The organism is Macrococcus sp. GL_134 (assembly GCF_057834705.1).
This window is the reverse complement of record NZ_CM174409.1, coordinates 633,022-651,694: the sequence shown is the minus strand read 5'-3', so window position 1 is coordinate 651,694 and position 18,673 is coordinate 633,022. Positions and strand designations below refer to the sequence as shown.

The window sequence follows — 18,673 nt, the reverse complement described above, 5'->3', positions numbered from 1 at the left end:
TCTCCTTATACTTCGCTCGTCCACTGAGTAATACGCAGTGCCAGTTCATTCGCTTCTTGTTCGTCCAGAATATTAAATAAGTGCAGGTATAAATATTCGGTCAGTGACTCTCCGTAGAGTTCATAATCAAACTGAATGGAAAAGAAGATATCTGGAATACTGACGAGGAATGTTTCTTCTTTTTTGTTTTCGTGTATATATACTTTCACTGTCAATGAATCGCTGTTGCTCTGTCTAATTTTCATCTGGTCCTCCAAACTTATCGTAGGCAGCATTTAATCCTATTAAATCATCACGGTGCGGCACTTTAACATAGTTTTTCATAATTTGGTAAGGCTCCCGTCCTTTTGAGGCAAGAACAACCATGTCACCTGGTTCAGCCACTTCTATAGCATGAAGAATTCCTTCCTTGCGATCATCGAAGGACCGGAAGTTTTGGTGCGTCACACCTGCTTCAAGGGCACCAGTCAACTTTTTAGGATCATCATTTGCAGGATTATCAGGCGTAAAAATCACATAATCTGCACGACATGCAATCGTTCCCATCTCTGCAGCTTTTGACATATCCCGTTCTCCTGCCATACCGACAAGGAAAATGAGACGTCCTTTGACAAACGGTTGTACTGCATCTATCAGCTTATTCATCCCATCTGGTGTATGCGCATAATCAATCAATAAATCTATCGGTAACTTTCTGTCCAATACTTCAAGACGACCTTCGACTGGTGGAAGTTGTGATATTACCCCGCAAATCGTTTCAAGATCATGACCCGCTGCATATAAAGAGGCCACGGCTGCCATTAAATTATAAATATTGAATTCACCAAGATACGGACTGTTAATAACAAAATCCCCTTCTGGTGTCACCAGTTCAAATGTCGTCCCATAGATGGACGGGTCCATATTAACTGCCATGAAGTCCGCCTGCTGCTTAATACCATATGTGATGACTTCTCTTGATGTCACTTGTGTCAGTTGTGCCGAAAAAGGGTCGTCACTATTAAGGACAGCATATTTAGGATGTGCAAAGTCATGACCGAGCTGGCTGAACAGCAGTGATTTCGCAAATCCGTAATCCTTCATCGTCCCGTGAAAATCGAGATGGTCCTGTGTTAAATTCGTAAAAACAGCAACATCAAACTGGACCCCGTTCAACCGCCCTAACACAAGCCCATGACTTGAAACTTCAAAACTCATCGCCTGTGCACCGGCATCGACAGCTGTGGCCATACTTTTGACAAGCGTCACTGTCTCAGGCGTTGAATTGGCACCTTTAGTAACGGTTTCGTTGATCTGTAGTCCATTAGTGCCTAAATAAGCACTGCCTATCCTCATTGCACGATGGAGATGATGAATCATTGTTGCAACACTGGTCTTACCATTCGTACCTGTGATGCCGTAAGTCGTAAGTTTCGTGCTCGGCTGATCATAGATTTGATGCGCAAACAAACTAGCGATGCGCAATGTGTCTTTGACGACCATCTGTCCCACATTGTCACTTGTCTCTACATGACGATTGGTTACAATAAAACGGCAGCCTTGTTCAATGACATCTGGTATAAAGCGATGACTATCAACTGTGTATCCAACAGACGCAATAAACACACTGCTGGCATCTGCCTGTCTCGAATCGGTTGTGATAGTAGTCACTACATCCGGAAATTCACCATATAATTTTTTCGCTTTTATAGAATCTATTAATTCTTTTACATTCACAGGGCAGCCTCCTTTTATTCAATTTTTTATTATACACCTTTTTGCTGTCTGATATGAATGATTCTCTATAAAAATTCTAAAGTCACTGTTGTAATATGACGCTATGTGTTAACCTTTCATTAAAACTTCATATTTATTTGTAATTTTTTTGTAATTATCATGTTTTATTTTTCAAAATTCTCTATAATGAGATAAAATGGTGAAATAAAATAATTGTTCCGGGGCGTGATTGTGTTGAATACAAACAAAAAGATCTTAATTATAACAGGCTCATTTGGAAACGGTCATATTTCTGTAACCAATAGTATCGTCAACCAGTTCAATCAGATGAACTTGAAGCACCTGGATATCATTCAGCATGATTTATTCCTTGAGGCACATCCAATTATGACTTCTCTGATGAAAAAATGGTATATCAACAGTTATAAGTATTTTAGAAACACCTATAAATATTTTTACTATTCCCGACCTGACGAAATTGATAAATGTTTCTATAAATATTATGGTTTAAACCGTTTATTGAATCTACTCATTAAAGAAAAGCCGGATTTAATTCTGCTGACGTTTCCAACACCTGTCGTCTCGCTCATCACTCAGGAGTTCAATATGAACATCCCTATTGCAACAGTGATCACAGATTATAATATGCAGAAAAACTGGATCACTCCAGAATCTAGCCGTTACTACGTGGCTGCAGAGCATACTAAACAGCAGCTCACCGCTATCGGCATCGATGAAGATGCTGTGCAAGTGACTGGTATTCCGATCGATAACAAATTCGAGCAGCAGGTGGATCGTGCCAAATGGCTGCATGCTCATGGTTTATCAGCAGACAAGAAGACGTTGCTGATGGTTGCCGGAGCATTCGGTGTCGTTCAAGGTTTCAGTGATATGTTAGCAGATATGAATCAGCGTTCGAATGAACAGTTTGTAGTCATATGCGGTAATAACACTCGACTGTTCAAAGAATTGAAGGAGCAGTTTGCTGGTGCGCCTCATATTGTTATTATCGGATATACGAAGGAGATGGATCAATGGATGGCTTCCTGCGATCTAATGCTGACAAAACCAGGAGGAATCACCATTTCCGAAAGTCTTTCTAAAGCCATTCCGTTAATTTTCTTTAATCCTGCACCAGGTCAAGAAGGAGAGAATGCGATTTACTTCAGTCAGCAAGGATATGCACGTATTACACATACCGTCGCTGAAACTACTCATGTAGCTCTTGACCTGTTAACAGACGACAAAGAACTTAGCAAAATGAAACAGCAGATGACAGAAGATTATATGCCCTCAGCAGCAGAAAATATTTGTTACGACATTATCCAATTACTCGATACATCGCTCATTGATCAGCACATTCAATCTAAGGTTTCTATATATGCACGCTTCTTTGCGCGATAATCGCCTTAAAGGATTTAATTTCTGGTTAATGCTGACAGTGTTATTTTTAATGGAATTTGCAAGGGGCATGTTTATTTTAAGTTACCTTCCTATTCTGCCGACGACAGCTATCGGTATTTCAGTAGGGCTGACCTCTTTATGTATCACCCTTCATTTTGTGAGTGATGCACTGATGAATTTTGCGACAGGATTTCTGCTGAGAAGATTCGGCACTAAGTTGATTCTCAATTTTGGTTTTTTCCTTGCTGTGATAGGACTGTTCTTAATCATCTTCTTCAAGTCCACCGTCGTTCTTGTCATTACAGCCGTCCTTCTCGGCATTGCTGTCTGTCCGATATGGGTAGTGATGCTGAGTTCAGTGCAGGAAGACAACCGCGCCAATCAGATGGGCTATGTTTATTTCGCATGGCTTGTCGGGATGCTCGCAGGTATGATCAGTATGAATTTAATATTCAAGTTACATCCTGACCGCTATACGTTCGTCATGGCCTTGACTGCAGGAATTGCCTGGGTCTTTTATTTGTTTGTTCATACTGAAGTATCTTTCATCGAAAAAAAATCTTTAAGAGCCCAGATTAAACTTATAAAATCAGTGATGCAGCAGCACCGTGTTCTTTTTCCTGGTATATTGTTTCAAGGACTTGCCATCGGAATGCTTGTGCCGATTCTTCCTACCTATGCCATCAGTCATCTGAAAGTCACTACGCTTGAATATACTTATTTACTGGTGAGTGGTGGTGTCGGCTGCGCAGTAGCGATGTTATTTATTTCAAGATGGATGGACCGTATCAGTCGGGGATTGCGATATAGCATCATCGTTTTAGGATTTTTAGTATTCGGAACAGCCATCTACTTACTCAGTACTTTAAACTCATTTATTATCGCATTAGCTCTCGCTTCACTCATCGGACTATTTTATGGGTTACTGCTACCTGGCTGGAATACATTCCTCGCAGAAAATATTAGTGATGAGATGAAAGAAGAATCATGGGGTGTCTTTAACAGTCTGCAAGGAATTGGTACGATGATTGGACCTGTAGCCGGTGGTATTGCAACTGAACTATTCAAAGATGTCAATTTTACGCTCTATTTATCTGCCTTGATATTTATGATGCTGACATTGTTCTACAGTATTTATTTTCTGATAAGAGTGGGACATGCTCGTCTCAATGATTAATCTCTCAACGTAAAGAGATCCTGATGGCCGTCATCAGGATCTCTTTACGATTGATATTTCTGGATGAGATGCTCTAAGAACGGGATTAACTCGTCCTTCATTTCTGAGCGCATCGCGTATTCCATCGTTGTTTTGACAAAACCGATCTTATCTCCGACATCATATCTATCACCTTCAAAATCATAGGCAAAAACAGATGTTTGTTCATTCACCCGCTGAATAGCATCAGTAAGCTGGATTTCTCCACCTGCTCCGATATTTTGCTCCTCAAGATAATCAAAAATATCAGGTGTCAAAATATAACGCCCCATAATAGCTAGACGTGACTCAGTCGTTCCAATGGCTGGTTTTTCAATCAAATTCTCAATTTCATACAGACGACCATTTGTTGAATGGGATTCGATGATCCCGTAACGCTCTGTTTCATGTTCAGCTACAGTTTTAGCACCGATGACTGAGGTCCCGGTCTCTTCATATACATCCATCAACTGTTTAATAGCTGGAACATCTGCATCAACGATATCGTCTCCTAGTAATACAGCGAACGGTTCATCTCCGATAAATTGTTTGGCCGTCCATATCGCATGACCTAGTCCTTGCGGTGATTTCTGTCTGACATAGAATATATTCGCGAGATTCGTTGAGTGTTGAACTTTCTCAAGTAATTCAGTCTTGTTCTTTTCTTTCAAGTTCAGTTCAAGTTCAAGCTGCGAATCAAAATGATCTTCTATCGCTCGTTTATGTTTACCCGTGACGATAATGATATCTTCAATACCAGCAGCGACCGCTTCCTCTACAATGTACTGGATAGTCGGCTTATCGAGAATCGGAAGTATTTCCTTCGGCATCGCTTTTGTTGCCGGCAAAAATCTTGATCCTAGTCCAGCGGCAGGTATCACCGCTTTTCTCACTTTTTTCATATAGTCTCCTTATGAGCAAAATTTTTCTATAGTTTAGCAGGAGCCGGAATCATCGTAAGCTATTTTTCTGCTTTCGGTTGATCCTTCACTACTTTTTGAGCCTGCAGCTGTATATCTTGTCTGTGCTTATAGAAATTAGTGACAATTGTTTTCAACACAGCATATGTCGGTACGGCTATTAGTATCGCAAAAAATCCACCTAAATTACCTGCTGCTAGTATTACTGTAATGACAGTCAATGGATGGACACTCAGCGATTTGCCGATAATATTAGGTGTAATCACATTACCTTCAAGCTGCTGTGCGACAAACATAATAATGATGACATAAATGACCATAATCGGATCCTGGATCAAAGCGATGACAAGTGCCGGAATGACAGCAAGATATGGCCCAAGAAACGGAATTAAATTCGTGATCATTCCCCATAATGCGAGTACAAGTGAATATTCCAGTCCAATGATCAAATAACCGATTAACAGCAGTAAACCTAAAATAATGCTGACAGTCACCTGACCCTGAATGTAGCTTTTCAACGTTTTATCAATATCTTTGAATAAATGAACAACAAACTTCTTTCTGCTTCCACTGAAAGGAGATGCCATAAAAGGAATGAACTTATCATGATCTTTAAGCATATAGATTAAAAAGAAAGGCACTAATATGAGCAGGAACAATGTAGAGATAAATTTAGTCACATAAGTGACTGTTCCAGATAGTAAGGTTCCTGTATAATCATTGATTTTCTGAATTCCATCATTGATTCCATTCTTCAAACCTTCAGGCAGCTTCTCACGTTGATCAAGAGCATAACTAATGTAAGATTCAAAATCACGCTGAATCTGAGGGAAATTATCAATGAAAGAATTAACCTGTGCGACAATCAGTGGTCCAATAATGGACACAAAACTTGAAACAAATAATACCATCAGCAAAATAATGATAATCAAACTTCCCCATCGTGGTACTCTTCTGTTTTCAAGAAAGTTTTGAAATGGCACTGTAATATAGTACAGGAATCCTCCAAGTAATAGTGGCAGTGCGATAGAATTGACGATGACAATGATCGGATAGAAAATATGATTGATTTCCAGAAAATATTTGATAAGTAGAAATGCAAGTAATAACCCAATCGCTGTCCTTACCCAAGCTTTATTAAGCATATAGACCTCCTAGATTAATTTCTTCTCTATTATACCCAATAATCAAAGAAATATAGAATTTAAATCCAATAAATACAATTAACCGCTTACACATTTGTGTTACAATAATAAAAAAACTGTGAGGAGAGACGTATGAATGTTTCAGCAAGGACTAATAAATCCATATGAACTTAAAAGTCGGTTCTTAGATCGAACTGTTAAACTGGGCATCTATTTACCCCAAAATTATTCCAGACTCTATAAGCACCAAGTCATCATCGCATTCGATGGCCAGGACTTCAGTCAGCTTGGTCAACTACATCGCAGCTACGAGAAATTATATGCTGACAATGAAATCGAACGTGCCATCATCATCTATATTCATTATCCGGATGTTGCCGTTAGAACGAAGGAGTATCATCCAGATAGTCCCGCTAAACAACAAATGATTCAATTTGTTACTGCAGAACTGATGCCCTATCTCGACCAGAATTTTGCTACTTTAAAGACAGGGAATGCACGGTTATTGATGGGTGACAGCCTTGCTGCAAGTATCTCATTATCCATCGTTCTTGCGTATCCTATGAATTTCTCACGTGCTGCTCTGTTCAGTCCAATGATTACCGATACAATCAATGAGGAACTCGCTGTCGCTGGAACATCACCTCTTGATCTCTATCACGTTATCGGCAAAGAGGAACATGCCTTCAAGCTGACAACAGGAGAAGAAGCAGATTTTCTGACGCCTAACCGAGATTTTCATGACCGTCTTATCGCTACCGGAGTCACGACAGAATATAAAGAGCTTGAGGGCGGTCATACGTGGAAGACATGGAAACCCGAGCTTGAGTTAGTTCTGAAGTATTTTTTATCGCACTAATTTGATATAATTGATTTGAATACAACAAAGGGAGGCTTTTTCATGAAATTAGGTATCGTAATTTTTCCATCAAAGGGGTTCCAGGATAAAGTTAATTCATACCGTAAACGTTATGATTCACATTATGCATTGATTCCACCGCATATCACTCTGAAAGATGCATTCGAAGTGGCTGAAGATGACGTCGAAAGTGTTACAAAAAAATTACAGGAAGTCACAGCTGATATGGAACCAGTTGAAATTTCAGTCACTAAAGTATCCAGTTTCTCTCCTACGAAAAACGTTATTTTCTTCAAAGTAGTCAACAATGATGGTTTGACGAAGATATATGATGCCTTAAACGACGGCTCTTTCTACGGCAAAAATGCGCATCCGTTTGTTCCGCATTTCACGATTGGTCAAGGCTTCTCAAGTCAGGAATTTGAAGATGTCTATGGCCAGTTAAAAATGGCAGGCATTGAACATAACGAAACAGCAGATAAAATCAGTCTCTGCTACCAGCTTGAAAATGGCACATGGAATGTCCTTGAAACATTTAAATTAGGTCAGTAATGATCGACTAATGATTAATTGAAAGAAACCAGAAGGAATGATAAACTCCTTCTGGTTTCTTTATTATTGAATACGGATGCTATGATCTAACCGAGGATATGATACCCGGAATCGACATGAATATTCTCACCAGTAACACCGCTTGACAAGTCAGTCAGTAGATAGGCAGCTGTTTTTCCGACTTCAAGAATATCGACATTGCGTTTAAGCGGCGCACGTTCCTCTACTTCTTTTAAGATGACATTGAGCCCTCCGACACCTTTCGCACTTAATGTACGAATAGGACCAGCAGAAATAGCATTGACACGGATGCCCTCTTCACCAAGATCTAATGCTAAGTATTTAACATTAGCTTCAAGCGACGCTTTTGCGACACCCATGACGTTGTAGTTAGGTACGGCAAATTCACCACCGATATATGTAGTCGTCACGATACTGCCGTTTTCTACTAGAACTTTCTTTGCTTCTCTAGCAACGATTGTCAATGAATAGGAGCTGATATCATGTGCAAGCAGAAATCCATCTCTTGATGTATTTGAAAATCTTCCTCTTAAATCCTCGGTATTAGCAAATGCAATCGAATGGAAGACGCCATTGATTTTTCCGCATTTCTCACCGATTTCTTCAAATGCACGAACTACCGCTTCATCTTCCTGCACATCACATTGGATCAGCAGTGCATCCTGATTATTTTTTAATTGAGGCAGCAATCTGTCGAGTTCATTCCGGCTGCGGTCTTTACGATATGTAAAGATGACTTTTGCGCCTGCTTCGTCTAATACTTGTGCCACTCCAAAACCGATACTTCTTTTATTGGCAATACCCATAATGACAAATTGATGTCCTTCTAAGTTTAACATGATATCCCTCGCTATTATTATAAGTTATTAGTACCTGTTACTAATTTATAGTTTTTACACTTGAAATGCAAGAAAAACAGGTTTCCCTGTTTTTCAGTCTATAATAATTCAAGCTCACGTTTAATCTCATCAACGTAATCACGGGACCCTGTGACAATGAGGCGGTCTTTGAAGTGCAGTTCTGTATCCCCATGCGGTACAATAGAATCTTTGCCGCGTAATATTCTGACGAAAATAATGTCTCCGCGGAATGGGAAGTCTCTCAACCGCATTTCATGATAGCGCGTATTCAGCATTTCTATTTCGTATAATGATGTCTCTACATTGGACAGCAGATTCAACATGTTCGGAGATTCAATTAACCCTTTCAACAATGTTTTAGTGCTCTGGAATTCACTGAACAGCTCAATACCTTCTCCAGCCAGCTGCTCATCATCATTCTTGTTTTCGATACGACAGATGACGCGTTTGACACCTCGCTGCTTGGCCATTAAGGCAATATCTCTATTGATCTGCTCATCATTCGTTGAACATACTACAATATCAAAATTAAATAGTCCTAAATTCTCCAATGTTTCAACATCATAACTGTCAAGCTCAATCGCCTCGATATCCTCAAGTGTTCGATTATCTGAATTATCCTTTCTATAGAACAAAGTCGGCTGGTAGAGTTCTGACCGAATACTCTGAGCCACCGGAATCGATAGTTGATTCTTACCGATGAAAGCAATTTTAAACACTTTGTCTTCTGATAACTGGACCGGAAACAATTTCTTGAAGAAAATCGGTACAATGACACACGTGATAATGGCACTTAAAATTAAAGTTCCTGATAAAACATTGCTGATAGTACCGAGCTGTTCTGCGAGTTTAGCCGATACGATGACGAGAGACAATGTAGACGTCAGTAGAAAGGACGAAGCTACTACTGTTTTCTTGTCATACCACTTCATCAACACGAGCATCGGAAAGAACTTGGTCAGGAAAAAGACAAGTAATAGTAAGGGAATTAAAATTAATAGCGACGGATCCTTCAGCAACTCTCTAATATTCAGTTCTACTCCGACCATGATGAAGAAAATCGGAATGAGAAACCCATAGGCGAACGAATCCAGTTTGTTGACTAAATCTTGATCCGCTCCGATTAAACTGACGACAACACCAGCTAAAAATGCACCTAGTATATTTTCCGCACCAACCCCCTCTGCCAATGCCACCAGCAGAATAATCAACGCAAAAATCGCACGAATGCCTATCTGTGTTGTGCCCTCCATCATTTTCTTCAGCAGTGATGACTTCTTGAAATAGCCACCGAGCACATAAAACAATGCAGTGAAGACGACTAATATTCCGACAAGCCATAATGGCGAATCACCTTTAGCATGCAGTGTCCCATAGACGGTCAATAACAGCATCGTTACTAAATCTGCAATTACAGCCACGAGCAGGATGATTTGACCAATAGACGTCCGAAGCAAATTCATTTCTTTCAAAGTAGGCATAACTACCCCTAATGAAATGGTCGAAATGATAATGACCATCAACAAAATATCATCTACAAGGCCCGTCCACTTAAACACGTAGGCTGATAATACAGATAGTATCAATATGCCGATAAAAATACTTCCTGTTAATACTAATCGGTTCGGCTCATCTGTATCTTTTTTGTCATTCTTCTTTGTTTTAAATGTTGAAAAGTCAATTTCAAGCCCACTTAAAAACATCAGGAAAATAATACCGAGTGTCGATAAAACATTCAGCATTTCATTCGGCTGTACAAGATTGAATACTGATTTACCGATAAGAATTCCCATTAAAATCTCTGCTACTACGACCGGCAGGAAATTGAGATGAAGTCTTTTAATTAAAATCGGTGTAATAAGTGCTGTCATGACGATTATGACGAGTGATGGTAAGTGATGTTCCATAGTTCCTCCTACAATAAGTAACTCATAAATGTTGTTGCAAGACCAAAGTATATCAGCATACTGATAATATCATTGATTGTTGATATGAAAGGCCCGCTGGCGACCGCAGGGTCAATCTTAATGCGATGCATCAATATCGGGACAAGTGCTCCAGCAAGTGTTGCAACAGTCATAGCAATCGTCAAACTGAAAGCCACAATGGCGGCCAGTACAGGTTCTTTATAGACGACATATATGATAATGAATAACAACAGAGCACAGCACAATCCAGTCAGTAGACCAGATCCTGCTTCGCGTAATGCCAGCTTAAATTTGTTCTGACCTTCAATCTCACCTGTTGAAATACCACGTACAACAACAGCCAGACTTTGGGTACCAGAATTACCGGCCATACCACCGATAATCGGTATAAACGCAGCAAGTAAAGCCACCTGTTCAAGAGTGGTCTCAAAACTCCCTAGTATCGTCGCTGTCCCCATACCCATAATCGTCAGTGCCGCAAGCCATGGCAGACGCTTTCTGGCAGTCGAGAACACTGAATCGTCCGTGGAATCGATATCGCTGACACCGGCAAGTTTAGAATAGTCCTCACTTGCTTCTTCATCGATAACGTCGACGATGTCATCAATCGTGATGATACCGAGCAGATGATTCTGATAATCAACGACCGGAAGTGCCAATAAGTCATAATCTCTGACAACCATAGCAACATCTTCCTGGTCATCAGCGACATTCACACTGATGACACGTTCATTCATGACCTCTTCAATATAGGCATCATTCTCAGCAATAATTAAATCTCTGAGTGAAATAACGCCAACAAGCTGATTACGGTCATTCACGACAAAAATATAATAAATGGTTTCTGCACTAGGTGCCTGCTCTTTTAGCTGGAGCATCGCTTCACGGACTGTCACCAATGACGATACTGAAATATACTCAGTAGTCATCAGACCACCCGCTGTATCTTCTTCATAATGAAGCAGCGCTTTAATTTCAGACGCTGCTTCTTTCTCGATCATCAATAACAGGCTTGCAATTTTTGCCTTAGGCAGGTCATTCAATATATCTACAGCATTATCATATGACATTTCACTGAGCATCTGACCGGCATACATAGTATCCATTGTTTCAAACACTTCATCATAGTTTTCAAGTTCAGTCAGTTCGAAAAATTCAGCGACTTCCTGAGGCGACAGCATCTGGTAAATGACACTACGCTTATCTTCATCTGATTCAGTGAAATATTCACCTTGCTCATAAATGTGCAGCGCAAGGAAGACTTCTCTGAATCGGTCCATATCATGCTGCTCAAGCAATTCATCTAGTAATGCTTTATCGTATAATTGCTCTTCTAATTCTTCTGCCATGCGCTCACCTCCTAAAAATACAATTCATTATAACATAGGTATTATACTTCTTAAATCTTGAGCGATTGAATCCTGCAGTGTGATAGAAACACCTGTCATCGGATGAATGAATTTAATCTGGAAGGCATGTAGAGCTTGTCTCGGCAGTCGCTTATCACGGCCATATAATGTGTCTCCTACAAGCGGATGACCAATTGCCTGGAAATGAACGCGTATTTGATGCGTACGGCCAGTATGCAAGCTCACTAAAGCGATACTATGATCATCCTCCCGGTGCAGCGCAACGAAGCTTGTTAGTGCCGGTTTACCTTCCGCTGACACCTGTCGTTCGATGATTGAGTCGCGCTTTCTCATAATTGGATAATCAATCATTCCGGACAATGGAATCTTGCCGACTAATACACAAATATAAGTTTTAGTAATAATATCGGTCATGAGGTGATGAATCAACTGATGTTTGGCAAATACAACGATACCGCTTGTATTTCTATCCAGCCGGGTGACAATGTGAGGGATGCCTGTCTCTTCGTGCTGCTGAAAATGATAAAGCACTCGTTCCAGCAGACTATCATGTGGATGCAGCTGAGAAGGCATTGTACTGATACCTGCAGGCTTTGACACAATACACAAATATTGATCTTCATACAGTATGGTCAGTGGACCATCACTCGCTGTAAGGCTCGGACTCGGCATTTCTTCCGGCAGATGGACTTCTACTCGATCACCGGGAGTCAGTTCATATCTCACAGTGACAGGATTCCCATTGACAACTAAAGCGCCATTCTGCTTAATGGCGCTTAAACTTTTCTTAGATATGTGTTGAAGCTGAAGAAAATCACGTAGTAACATAGAATGGCTGACAGTATATAACAACTTCATCATTCACTCGCTATAAATGAGTCATGAACCCTTTTCCAGAATGGAAACGGTCTGAATCTCGCAAATTTAATTTTTTCGTCAGCTACTCTATATTGAATTGAGGCAATCCCTTGATGATCGCTTGCGATGTGATCAACCGTCAACTGCAGCATTCCTCTGTTAACAGGTGTGACATGAATGGTGTGATGCTTCGGCAGAACAAGAGGCGAACCGACTGTTCTGAATACACGGTTATTGATCGAGGCGATTTCAGCCATCTGCATCGCTTCAAGTGACGGATGGATGAGTGCACCGCCGAGCGCTTTGTTATAGGCTGTAGACCCACTTGGTGTCGACATGCACAGACCATCGCCTCTGAATCGTTCAAACTGCTGGCCTCGAATATCCACATCAACCACAAGAGTCGCACCATTATGGGTTTTAATCGTCGATTCGTTCAGCGCTAAGTACCGGGATTCCCGACCGCCGTTTGTATATCTTACAATCACTTCTAGAAGCGGATATTCGATGCGTTGAATCGGCTCGTTATTGATAGCAATAATCAGTCGTTCGACTTCATGAGGCAGCCAGTCGGCATAGAAACCAAGATGTCCTGTATGAACTCCGACAAAACTGCAGTCGTCCAGCCGGTGACTGTAAGTATGAAATGCTTGCAGCAGTGTGCCGTCTCCGCCAACTGAAATAACGATATCCGGCATTTCTAAATCTTCAATCATCTTGAAGTCCTTCATATAACTTTTCATTTTTTGTGTCAACGCATTGCTTTTGGAATCACCTTTTGAAAGAATGGCATATTTCAGCTGACTCACCCCTATCTTAATTCGCTTCTCTGTTCAGTATAATATTTCTGTGCTTCTTTTATTTCTTCTCGGATTTCTGACATTTCTTCATCGAGTAAATAAGCAGCTTCTGCGGCGCGTTCGAGTCGATGCTGGATTTCAGGCGGATAATCACCATCGTATTTGTAGCGCAATGTATGTTCAATCGTTGCCCAGAAATTCATTGCCAGCGTTCTGATCTGAATTTCAGCCAAAATAAATCGCTGACCTTTTAGCGTCTCTATCGGATACTTGACGATAACATGATAAGAACGATAGCCGCTTTCTTTTGTTTCTTTAATGTAATCGCGTTCCTCGACTACTTCAAAATCTTTTCTGTTTTTTAACAGCTCGACTACGATATCAATGTCATCTACGAACTGGCACATCATGCGCAGCCCCGCGATGTCATACATTTCTTCTGACAATTTGTCGAACTGAATACCCCTTTTGTTTGCTTTTTCGATGATACTTGGTATGGGTTTCACTCGACCTGTGACAAATTCAATAGGTGAAGATTTCCCCTCTCGTTCATATTGTTTACGAATACCCTTCAACTTAATTTTCAGTTCATCAATCGCCTGTTTATAAGGTGCTAAAAAAACATCCCATTGATTCATTCATCTCACCTCTGCCTTTACAGTTCGAACACTTCTTCAACACGCTCGACAAATGGCTTTCCGTAATTATGATTACCTTCAATATTGTCCAGCAGCATTGCGAACTCTTCATTAAATCGGTCAAGTTCAATAGTACCGTATAAAAACCATTTCTTATCTTGATATAGATTCATCATCTGCCAAGTCTCCTCGACAAATCTTAAATGATGATAGACGTTGCCATCATCCAGTAAATAAACAAATTGAAAATGGTCGCTGTCAGTCAGCAATTGCCCTGCAGGCTGCACCATCATTGGTTCTTCCTCAGTAAATACATGAACCTCATGATCTACGAGTTTAATTTCATTCACATGTAAATTCATTAAAATCTCTCCCTTAACATAGATATTTTAACATAAATCAAAACTAAGTCGTACTATAGCTTATTTCTTTACTTCAATTATATTGTCGTCCATAATTTTAATAAGGAGGGATTGCTTTTGGAAGAATTAGAAATTGAATTTAAAAACCTACTCACTTACGAGTCCTTTGCGCAACTAAGAGACACGCTCTTCAAAGAAGTCGACTATAAGACACAGACCAATTTTTACATAGATACATTGCAGCACGACCTCATCAATCAAAAAATAGCTTTGCGCATAAGAGATACTAACGGCAGTCTTGTGATGACTCTGAAAATTCCTCAGACAATCGGTGTGATGGAATATCACGACGCTATCAATGCTGAACTACTGGACCATGAGTATATTGTTGAAGAGGACATCCCTGATAATATTAAAGAACAGCTCGCCCGCTATCCCATTGACTTAAAACAACTGCGTATTGTAGGGGTGCTATCTACTGAACGTAGAGAACTTCCTTATCATGATGGACTGCTTGTCCTTGATGCGAGCCGTTATCTCGATGCAGAAGATTACGAAATTGAATTTGAAGTGCAAGACTACGAAATAGGACGTGCACAGTTTGAGAATTTCCTTTCAGAGTATAACATCCCTAAGGAAAAAACATTGAACAAAGTCCAAAGATTTTATTCGCGTCATCATCAATTAATAAGCAAATAACTTTAATATTATTGCTGAAGTGATATATTTAATGAAAAGGTGATTATATTGTCAACTCCATATGATGCTATCGGACAGGAAACCTTGTATGCTGTTATCGACCGGTTTTATAGCTATGTCAGTAACGATGAACGCATCAATCACTTATTTCCGGACGATTTAACTGAAACTGCTCGTAAACAAAAACAGTTTCTCACTCAATTTTTAGGTGGTCCATCACTCTATACAGATGAACATGGACACCCTATGCTGCGCATGCGGCATAGCCCTTTTCAGATTACGCCTTCTGCGAGCAATGCATGGTTAAGTAATATGCAGCGGGCACTAGATGATTTTGAGATAGATGAAGATTTAAAAGACTATGTATTTGAACGTTTGAAATTGACTGCGACGCATATGATAAACACTGAAGAAAATTGTAGGTGAAAGTATGAAACATTTACAGGTCATTCATAATGACAATGGTCTCTCCCTTCAACCAGTGAAGAAGGTAGAAATCTATTCATTCTTTGATCCGTTCTGCAAAGATTGCTGGGAATTAAAAGCAGTTCTGCGCAAGCTGCAGATTGAATACAGCCAGTACGTTGAAATTAAACAAATACTTCTTCCGACACTGCGAGTACTGACAAAATGTCAGGCTCAAAGTACAACAGAAGATGATAACATCGCTTTAGCTTATAAAGCAGCAGAACTGCAGGGTAGAAAGAAAGCCATGATGTTTCTCCGTTATGTTCAAAATGAAATAATGCCGAAACAAGATATCATTACGCGTGAACTGATTATTGAATGTGCTGAAAAAGCACGACTTGATATAGAAACATTTTTAACAGATATTAAAAGTGTGCACGTAACCAACTCCTTAAAAGTCGATCAGCATATCTCAAGAGAGATGGAAGTCACGATGTCTCCAACGCTTGTATTTTTTAATGAGAACTATGAAGATGACGGACTCAAAGTCGAAGGCATACAGCAGTATGCAATCTATACTTATATCATCAATGAGCTGATCAATCACACAATAGAAAAAGAACTTCCTCCAAAAATTGATGAGTACATCATTGAAAATGAGCTGGTCAGTGAAAGTGAATTAGAAGTGATTTACGAATGGCCGAAGAACGTACTGTCCAGGGAGTTAAAGAAATTAAAGCTGATGAACAAAATAGAAGTCGTCACTTATACGACCGGCCAGTACTGGCGTAAAAAAGAAGTGGTTTAATTTAATCAGATCGCTGCTCTTCACACAGCAAAAAGGTTCTAGTGGTCATCCACTAGAACCTTTTTGCTGTGTGAAATTAGTTTTAAAGACAAAAAAAATACCGTGTCTGTATACACGGTATTTAAACAAAGGGGATGGGAGAAATTTTCACTCAAACAAAGGGGTATGTTTGGTTTGTGATAAATTTCATGTCTGTATAATATCATGAATATACAGGCTGTACAACCTATTCCTCACGAATTCACAATATCGCCATAATGAAAACGTATTCTCTATCAGACTGTCTGTTTAATCAATCGCTCAAATTCATTCAGTCGTTCTTCAAATACTTTGCATGCTTTTTCAATCGGTTCACTCGTCGTCATATCTACGCCAGCTTTTTTCAGCACTTCTATTGGGTAATCTGAACTGCCCGCTTTCAAGAATGAATTAATATAGCGATCAACAGCGGGCTTACCTTCATTGAGAATTTGATCGCTGAGCGCCATCGCTGCACAATATCCTGTCGCATATTGATAAACATAATAATTATAGTAGAAGTGTGGAATTCTACTCCATTCGCCTGCGATATAGTCATCATGTTTGACCGCATCACCATAATACTTTTCATTCAACTGTTTGTATTCCTGGTTCAATCGTTCTGCTGTCAACGGCTCGTTGTTTTGTGCAAGCGTGTGGATCAGATGCTCAAACTCTGCGAACATCGTCTGTCTAAACACTGTTCCACGGAAACCTTCCAGCTGATAGTTCAGTAAATAAAGCTTTTTCTTTTCATCTGTCAATGTATTATACATATGATGCGCCAGCAGTGCTTCATTACAAGTAGAGGCTACTTCTGCCACAAAGATAGAATAACCTGACATATTGGACGGTTGATTCTGTCTTGAAAAATAACTATGTGCTGAATGACCGAATTCGTGAGTCAAAGTGAATGTGTTATTCACATTATCAGTCCAGTTCATCAAAATATATGGATTTGTACCATATGTTCCTGATGAATAAGCACCGCTGCGTTTCCCTTTATTTTCATAGACATCTACCCAGCGATTATTCAATCCTTCTTTGATAACTGATGTATATTCTTCTCCCATCGGCTCAAGAGAATTCAAAACCCATTCTTTTGCTTGATCATAAGTCACTTCAAATGTCTCATCCTGGACAAGCGACGTATACATATCGTACATGTTCATCTCTTCGAGCCCAAGCAGCTCTTTACGCAGTGCTGTATAACGATGTAACAGCGGTAGATAGTCATGAATAGTTGAAATTAAGTTGTCATACACTGATTCCGGAATATCGTTGTTGGACAATGCCTGCTGACGAGGTGAATCATAGCCTCTCATTTTACTTGAGAATACAGCGGCTTTCACTTTCCCTGCCAGTGTCTGTGACAAAGTATTTTTAAACTGGCCATAGTTACGGTATATTTCTTTATAGGCATTTTCTCGCAGTACTCGGTCTGTAGACTCAAGATATTGAATATATGTGCCTTGAGATAGCGGGTGAAGATTGCCGTCTTTATCTTCTATATCATTAAATGTCAGATCAGCATTGTTGAACATGCCAAATACATTGCTCGGAGTGGATAGAGCTTCACCCGCTTCAGCAAGAATTTTTTCCTCTTTGTCAGATAACACGTGCGGTCTTTTCTTGTTGATACGTTCCAGATCAAAAGCGAAGCGTTTCAATCCCTCATTTTCCTCTACAAACTGATTCAGCTGTTTTTCATCGATTGCCATCAGTTCAGGAAGCATGAAGCTCCATGCGCTGCTGAACTGTGCTGCTAACGCCGCAGCACGCTGCTCCATCGCAGTATATTGGTCGTTGGACGTATCCTGATCATGCTTCAGATGGGCATAAACATATACTTTCCCTAATTTTTCATCAATTTCTGAATCAAGTAATAATGCTTTTAATAGATGATCAGCACTTTGGCCGATGGTTCCTTTAACTTCTTTTTCGCGTCCTAGATAGCTTTTGATTTCATTGAACGCCTCTTCAAAAGCTTCGTCGTCAGAAAATATTTTTGTGAGATCCCATGTATTTTCTTCAAGCTGCTGTTCTCTCGTCATCATTTCAGTCATAATTGCCTCCTAAATATATTGATTATTATAATTTTCTCACTTTTCA

The 18,673-nt window shown here is 39.9% G+C and carries 19 protein-coding genes; 7 read left to right on the top strand and 12 right to left on the bottom strand.

The genetic code is table 11. The features are described 5' to 3' along the window. Nucleotides 1–5: 5 nt before the first annotated feature. Nucleotides 6–245 (bottom strand): YueH family protein, encoded by a 240-nt coding sequence (locus AC3IPL_RS03465; RefSeq protein ID WP_489241789.1) that lies wholly within the window; start codon nucleotides 243–245, stop codon nucleotides 6–8. Further along, nucleotides 235–1,716 (bottom strand): UDP-N-acetylmuramoyl-L-alanyl-D-glutamate--L-lysine ligase, encoded by a 1,482-nt coding sequence (locus tag AC3IPL_RS03460; RefSeq protein WP_489241787.1) that lies wholly within the window; start codon nucleotides 1,714–1,716, stop codon nucleotides 235–237. Before AC3IPL_RS03460 ends, AC3IPL_RS03465 begins: the two co-directional genes overlap by 11 nt. A 231-nt stretch (nucleotides 1,717–1,947) precedes the next feature. On the opposite strand from AC3IPL_RS03460, the gene AC3IPL_RS03455 reads away from it, so the two are divergent. Further along, the gene (locus tag AC3IPL_RS03455) at nucleotides 1,948–3,120 is read left to right on the top strand and encodes a diglucosyl diacylglycerol synthase (protein ID WP_489241785.1); all 1,173 of its coding nucleotides are present in this window, start codon (nucleotides 1,948–1,950) and stop codon (nucleotides 3,118–3,120) included. Further along, entirely contained in the window at nucleotides 3,098–4,297 is a 1,200-nt protein-coding gene (ltaA, locus tag AC3IPL_RS03450) for a lipoteichoic acid biosynthesis MFS flippase LtaA (protein ID WP_489241783.1), read from the top strand. Before AC3IPL_RS03455 ends, ltaA begins: the two co-directional genes overlap by 23 nt. 44 nt (nucleotides 4,298–4,341) lie before the next feature. On the opposite strand, the gene galU is transcribed toward ltaA, so the two are convergent. Beyond that, nucleotides 4,342–5,217 (bottom strand): UTP--glucose-1-phosphate uridylyltransferase GalU, encoded by an 876-nt coding sequence (galU, locus tag AC3IPL_RS03445; protein WP_489241781.1) that lies wholly within the window; start codon nucleotides 5,215–5,217, stop codon nucleotides 4,342–4,344. A gap of 59 nt (nucleotides 5,218–5,276) precedes the next feature. Further along, complete coding sequence (locus AC3IPL_RS03440) at nucleotides 5,277–6,380, bottom strand: AI-2E family transporter (protein ID WP_489241779.1); 1,104 nt, start codon at nucleotides 6,378–6,380, stop codon at nucleotides 5,277–5,279. Between the two features lie 136 nt (nucleotides 6,381–6,516). Between AC3IPL_RS03440 and AC3IPL_RS03435 the strand changes: the two genes are divergently transcribed. After that, on the top strand, nucleotides 6,517–7,239 hold the full coding sequence (locus AC3IPL_RS03435) for an alpha/beta hydrolase (protein ID WP_489241777.1): 723 nt from the start codon (nucleotides 6,517–6,519) through the stop codon (nucleotides 7,237–7,239). Nucleotides 7,240–7,281: 42 nt separating this feature from the next. Next, nucleotides 7,282–7,791, top strand: a complete 510-nt coding sequence (locus AC3IPL_RS03430; RefSeq protein WP_489241775.1) for a YjcG family protein — start codon at nucleotides 7,282–7,284, stop codon at nucleotides 7,789–7,791. Nucleotides 7,792–7,877: 86 nt separating this feature from the next. Here AC3IPL_RS03430 and fabI read toward each other — a convergent pair whose 3' ends face one another. The 7 genes from fabI to AC3IPL_RS03395 all read right to left on the bottom strand — a co-directional run bounded on the left by fabI (nucleotide 7,878) and on the right by AC3IPL_RS03395 (nucleotide 14,628). Next, nucleotides 7,878–8,651 (bottom strand): enoyl-ACP reductase FabI, encoded by a 774-nt coding sequence (fabI, locus tag AC3IPL_RS03425; RefSeq protein WP_489241773.1) that lies wholly within the window; start codon nucleotides 8,649–8,651, stop codon nucleotides 7,878–7,880. Between the two features lie 98 nt (nucleotides 8,652–8,749). Next, nucleotides 8,750–10,579 carry a monovalent cation:proton antiporter family protein gene (locus tag AC3IPL_RS03420; protein ID WP_489241771.1) on the bottom strand — a complete coding sequence of 610 codons (1,830 nt, stop codon included), beginning with the start codon at nucleotides 10,577–10,579 and terminating at the stop codon, nucleotides 8,750–8,752. A gap of 8 nt (nucleotides 10,580–10,587) precedes the next feature. Continuing rightward, the gene (gene mgtE / locus AC3IPL_RS03415; RefSeq protein ID WP_489241769.1) at nucleotides 10,588–11,949 is read right to left on the bottom strand and encodes a magnesium transporter; all 1,362 of its coding nucleotides are present in this window, start codon (nucleotides 11,947–11,949) and stop codon (nucleotides 10,588–10,590) included. 27 nt (nucleotides 11,950–11,976) lie between these two features. After that, a complete protein-coding gene (locus tag AC3IPL_RS03410; RefSeq protein WP_489242252.1) occupies nucleotides 11,977–12,828 on the bottom strand; it encodes an RluA family pseudouridine synthase in 852 nt (283 codons plus the stop codon). After that, the gene (locus tag AC3IPL_RS03405) at nucleotides 12,828–13,628 is read right to left on the bottom strand and encodes an NAD kinase (RefSeq protein ID WP_489242251.1); all 801 of its coding nucleotides are present in this window, start codon (nucleotides 13,626–13,628) and stop codon (nucleotides 12,828–12,830) included. The genes AC3IPL_RS03410 and AC3IPL_RS03405 overlap by 1 nt, the downstream gene beginning before the upstream one ends. A gap of 11 nt (nucleotides 13,629–13,639) precedes the next feature. Beyond that, complete coding sequence (gene yjbM, locus AC3IPL_RS03400) at nucleotides 13,640–14,266, bottom strand: GTP diphosphokinase (protein ID WP_489241767.1); 627 nt, start codon at nucleotides 14,264–14,266, stop codon at nucleotides 13,640–13,642. A gap of 17 nt (nucleotides 14,267–14,283) precedes the next feature. Next, nucleotides 14,284–14,628 carry a UPF0738 family protein gene (locus AC3IPL_RS03395; protein WP_489241765.1) on the bottom strand — a complete coding sequence of 115 codons (345 nt, stop codon included), beginning with the start codon at nucleotides 14,626–14,628 and terminating at the stop codon, nucleotides 14,284–14,286. A 117-nt stretch (nucleotides 14,629–14,745) separates the two neighbouring features. Between AC3IPL_RS03395 and AC3IPL_RS03390 the strand changes: the two genes are divergently transcribed. The 3 genes from AC3IPL_RS03390 to AC3IPL_RS03380 are packed head-to-tail and all read left to right on the top strand — an operon-like array spanning nucleotide 14,746 to nucleotide 16,543. Next, nucleotides 14,746–15,327 carry a CYTH domain-containing protein gene (locus tag AC3IPL_RS03390; RefSeq protein ID WP_489241763.1) on the top strand — a complete coding sequence of 194 codons (582 nt, stop codon included), beginning with the start codon at nucleotides 14,746–14,748 and terminating at the stop codon, nucleotides 15,325–15,327. Nucleotides 15,328–15,372: 45 nt separating this feature from the next. Continuing rightward, nucleotides 15,373–15,753, top strand: coding sequence for a globin domain-containing protein (locus AC3IPL_RS03385; protein WP_489242249.1), 381 nt, complete (start codon nucleotides 15,373–15,375; stop codon nucleotides 15,751–15,753). 4 nt (nucleotides 15,754–15,757) lie between these two features. After that, nucleotides 15,758–16,543: a DsbA family protein gene (locus AC3IPL_RS03380; protein WP_489241761.1), complete on the top strand. Its 786-nt coding sequence runs from the start codon at nucleotides 15,758–15,760 to the stop codon at nucleotides 16,541–16,543. A gap of 275 nt (nucleotides 16,544–16,818) precedes the next feature. On the opposite strand, the gene pepF is transcribed toward AC3IPL_RS03380, so the two are convergent. Further along, the gene (gene pepF, locus AC3IPL_RS03375; RefSeq protein ID WP_489241759.1) at nucleotides 16,819–18,627 is read right to left on the bottom strand and encodes an oligoendopeptidase F; all 1,809 of its coding nucleotides are present in this window, start codon (nucleotides 18,625–18,627) and stop codon (nucleotides 16,819–16,821) included. Between the last annotated feature and the right edge of the window lie 46 nt (nucleotides 18,628–18,673).